The sequence below is a fragment of the Xenophilus arseniciresistens genome, from assembly GCF_028023875.1.
Classification (GTDB): Bacteria; Pseudomonadota; Gammaproteobacteria; order Burkholderiales; family Burkholderiaceae_C; genus Xenophilus; species Xenophilus arseniciresistens.
Genome location: NZ_JAQIPB010000017.1, coordinates 1 through 4,058, shown reverse-complemented (window position 1 = coordinate 4,058; position 4,058 = coordinate 1). Strand labels below are relative to the sequence as shown.

At 62.9% G+C, this 4,058-nt stretch carries 1 protein-coding gene; it reads left to right on the top strand.

Annotated features, from left to right (window positions below):
• Nucleotides 1–4,058 (top strand): DUF637 domain-containing protein (locus tag PGB34_RS23000; protein WP_271430454.1); only part of this gene is annotated, 4,058 nt, incomplete at both ends.

The window sequence follows — 4,058 nt, the reverse complement described above, 5'->3', positions numbered from 1 at the left end:
GCGGCCAAGACCCTGGCGGTCGTGAACACGGGCGGGACGCTGGAGGCAGGCAAGCGCGTCGTAGTCGATGCCGCCCGCTTCAGTGGCGACGGAACGCTGGTGTCCAACCAGGACCTGACAGTGGCCCTCTCGCAAGACGTCACCAACAATGCCGAAGTCATTGCCAATGGCAACCTGAGCTATGACACCACAGGCAAGCTGACCAACAACGGCAAGCTGCTGGCAGGCCAGACGCTGACGGTGAGCGGCAGCGAAGTGATCAATGCGGCCCATGCAGAGATGTCTGGAGCCAGCACTGTCGTCAAGGCAGGCACACTCATCAATCGCGGGCTGATCGACAGCGCCGGTATGACGTTGATCCAGGCCGACGTGCTGGGCAACATCGGGACCGGACGCATCTATGGCGACCAGCTTTCCATCGGTGCCAGGCAGCTCAACAACGATGCAGAAACGGTGGCCGGCGTGACTTCGGCGGCCACCATTGCTGCGCGCCGACGCCTGGATATCGGCGTGAATGAGCTGCACAACCGCAATGGGGCGCTGATCTACAGCGATGATGAGTTGGCCATCGGCGGCGCGCTGGACGCGCAGGCGCATGCCACCGGCAGCGCTGTGTTGGTAGACAACCACGCATCCACCATTGAGGCGAGAACGAACCTGAACGTCAGCGCCAAGAACCTTACCAACACCAACGGCGGGGTGACATACACATGGGTCAGCGCGCCTGACAGTGGCCATCAGGTTCTGCAGTTCATGCTGCCAGGGCATGCTGAGCCGTATGACGCTGGAGATGTCCTGTTCATCACGTCAACTGGCGGTCAGCTCGGTGTTCTAGGCGTCGTGAACCAATTCTGGGGGACGTGGTTGGCCGAACCCGCGCAAAGCCCGCTAGGCGGGGGTACCAGCAGCTACACCCGTTTGCTTGTGCCGCCGCCCGAGTACCCACTGGAGCGCTACGGCGCGTACTACCGCGTCAGCCCGCGACACAGCGCAGACCTTGTCTACAGTACTTACCAAGGCGGGGATGCACAGACTCTGGTGACCACCACAGAACCCGGCTACTGGTATCCGATCACCGACCCGATCTGGGCGACGTTCGGCATCGCACCGCCTGTGACCGAACTGCCAGCCGACAACCCTGGCCGAATCGATCCCAGCATTGCGGTTGGTCAGACGCAATACACCGTGATGGTCGAAGATATCGTCACCGGAGTTGTGCAGCCGGAGCAAAGGTTCTTTGCGCATGCGGTCACCCAGACCGAATACGACCTGTATCACAACTACATGGGCGCCCATCGTTCGCTCGACCAGGCCACGCTGGCTTTTATTCACACCATTCTGGGAGGCTTTGCCGAAGTCAATGGCTCTCAAGAATACAAGCCAGGTCGCACTGCCGGGATCTATGACGCGCTTCAGTACACCGTAGAGCAGTTCACGCCGGTTCTGCAGAGCTCTGCCCCGGGTCAGATCCTGGCCGGCGGCAACATGACGCTGAACGTGGATGGAGGGCGCAATGACATGAGCCAGATTCTGGCTGGCGGAACCCTGAAGGTGGAACCTGGAAAAATTGAGAATGTGGGGCTGACCGTGGCAGCGCCGGAGCGACGCACGGGAACCCTCACGCACAGCTATGTCAACGGCGAGTCACGCGAGTACCAGTTTCTTCCATACGAGCTGACGGTTGCTGGGGTTGCGACATTGACAGCGGCGCGACAGGATGGTGATGCCGCCCTCGGGACTGGCATGACACTTCCCGGGGCAGGTCACCATTCCTCTGAAGCAAGCCCCCAGAGCGCTGGCATTGTCAGCAACCAGCCAGGTCAAAGCGTAAGCGCCATCGTGCAGGTGGCATTGAGTGCTCCGCCTGGTGCCATCGGCAACGGTGCTGCCGGCGCATCCGGCTCATCCGGCGCGAGCCACACCGCGGCGCAAGGGCCGGCGTCTCCGGTGGTTCGCACATCCACGCCTGCGCTATCGCTCCCCTTTGCAAGCCTCTTCCGTGTGGGCACAAGCGCCGGGCGCTACTTGGTTGAAACTGACCCGCGCTTTGCGAACTATCGCCAGTGGCTCAGCAGCGACTACCTCTTGAGCAACCTGGGCCTGGACCCTGACCAGACCCTTCAGCGCCTGGGCGACGGCTACTATGAGCAGCGCTTGATTCGGGAGCAGATCCAGAAGCTCACAGGCTATCGCTACCTGGAAGGCCATGACGACGATGAAGCTCAGTACACCGCCCTGATGAACGCCGGAGTCACATTCGCCCAGCAATACGGCCTGCTCCCTGGCGTGGCCCTCACGGCCGAGCAGATGGCCCAGCTGACCAGCGACATCGTCTGGCTCGTCGAGCAGACCGTGCCCCTTGCGGATGGAAGTTCGCGGCGTGTGCTTGTGCCTCAGCTGTACGTGAGGGTCAAGCCTGGTGATATCGATGGCAGCGGCGCCCTGCTTTCCGGGCAAGACATTGATATGCAACTGACGGCTGAAGGTGCGAGTCTGGTGAATCTTTCCGGCACGATTGCCGGTCGGGAGACAGTAAGGATTAACGCCCACAACATAGACAACCTCCTGGCGCGCATCGTCGGGCGAGACGTCACGCTTGAGGCTCGTCAGGACATCCAGGTCATAGGCGGCACGGTGGAAGCCGAGCGGAATCTGAAACTGACAGCGGCGCGCGACATTCATGTGGCAAGCACCCTGGTGCAAGGCCGAAGCAACGAGGCTCTCGCGGGGAATGCTGCTTTTGGCTTGCCGGGCCTCAGCACGTCCATGACGCGGCTGGACCGCGTAGCAGGCCTGTACGTCAGCGGGGTAGGCGGCAGCCTGACGGCAAACGCGGGGCGCGACATGACGCTCACTGCAGCTGAAGTGTCCAGCGGCGGCAACGCGCGGCTCAGGGCCGAACGAGACCTTGTGCTGGACGCCCTGAACACGGGCGAGACCCTGGATGCGCGCTGGAGTGCTGACAACAGCCGCCAGAGTGTCGTGACCCAGGCCCAAGGCAGCCACGTACGTGCCGCCGGTGACGCGGACCTGAGCGCTGGCAAGAACCTGACGGCCCGCGCAGTGGACATTCAGGCAGGACAGACACTGTCCATGAGCGCAGGTGCCAATCTGCTCATCGAAGCCGGCCAGACCCAAAGCAGCGCACGAACCAGCAATGTCAGCACGGGCTCGGAAGACTCGAGCCTGCGGGTCCAGAGCGAGCGCACAGGCTTGGCCCGAAGCCGGCTGAACGCGCAAGGCATCCAGCTCAGCAGCCGCGCCGACACCACCTTGTCAGCCGTCGACGCGACGGCGCAGCACATGAGCATCCAAACGGGGGGCGTGCTGCACCTGGACGCCCCGGTCACCAGCTTGCGTGCAGAAGCCCAGCAAAGCGAGGGCGATATCTGGGACGTTTCATCCTCCAACAGCCGCGGGCGTGAAGACCGTGTCAACTACAACCGCCTCGATGTAGGGCAACTGACGGTCAATGCCGCAGGCGGCATTCAGGCGCAGATCGGGCAAAACGACAGTGTGCAGACCCTGGCCAGCCAAGCTGGCATGGGGTGGATCGGGCAGTTGCAGCAACAGGCCAGCGTCAACCCGGTGCGTTGGCAGCAGGTGCAACTGGCCAGCGAACGCTTTCATGAAAGCCAGGATGGGTTTGGCCCGGCCGGGGCATTGGTGATCACGGCCATCATCGGGATGGCCACTGCTGGCTCAGGTGCGTGGTCGGTGGGGACAGCGACAGGTACCAGCGCCACAGCAGCGGCTGCTGCGTACCCCACTGCAACGGCGATGCTCCAGGTTGCGATCACCAATCTGGCCACACAGGCGACCATGAGCTTTGCGAACAACAACGGCGACCTGTCGGCCGTGTTCGATGACCTGGGCAGCAGCGCTGGCGTCCGGAGCCTGGTCACGGCGGTGGCCACGGCTGGCGCACTCCAAGGACTTGACCAGATCACAGGCATGGGTGGCTGGACCACTGCCAACGGCGCGCCATGGCAACAGGTGCTGACTCGCAACCTGACGGACCATGCAGCGGCTGCGCTCATCGACACCGCACTCAACGG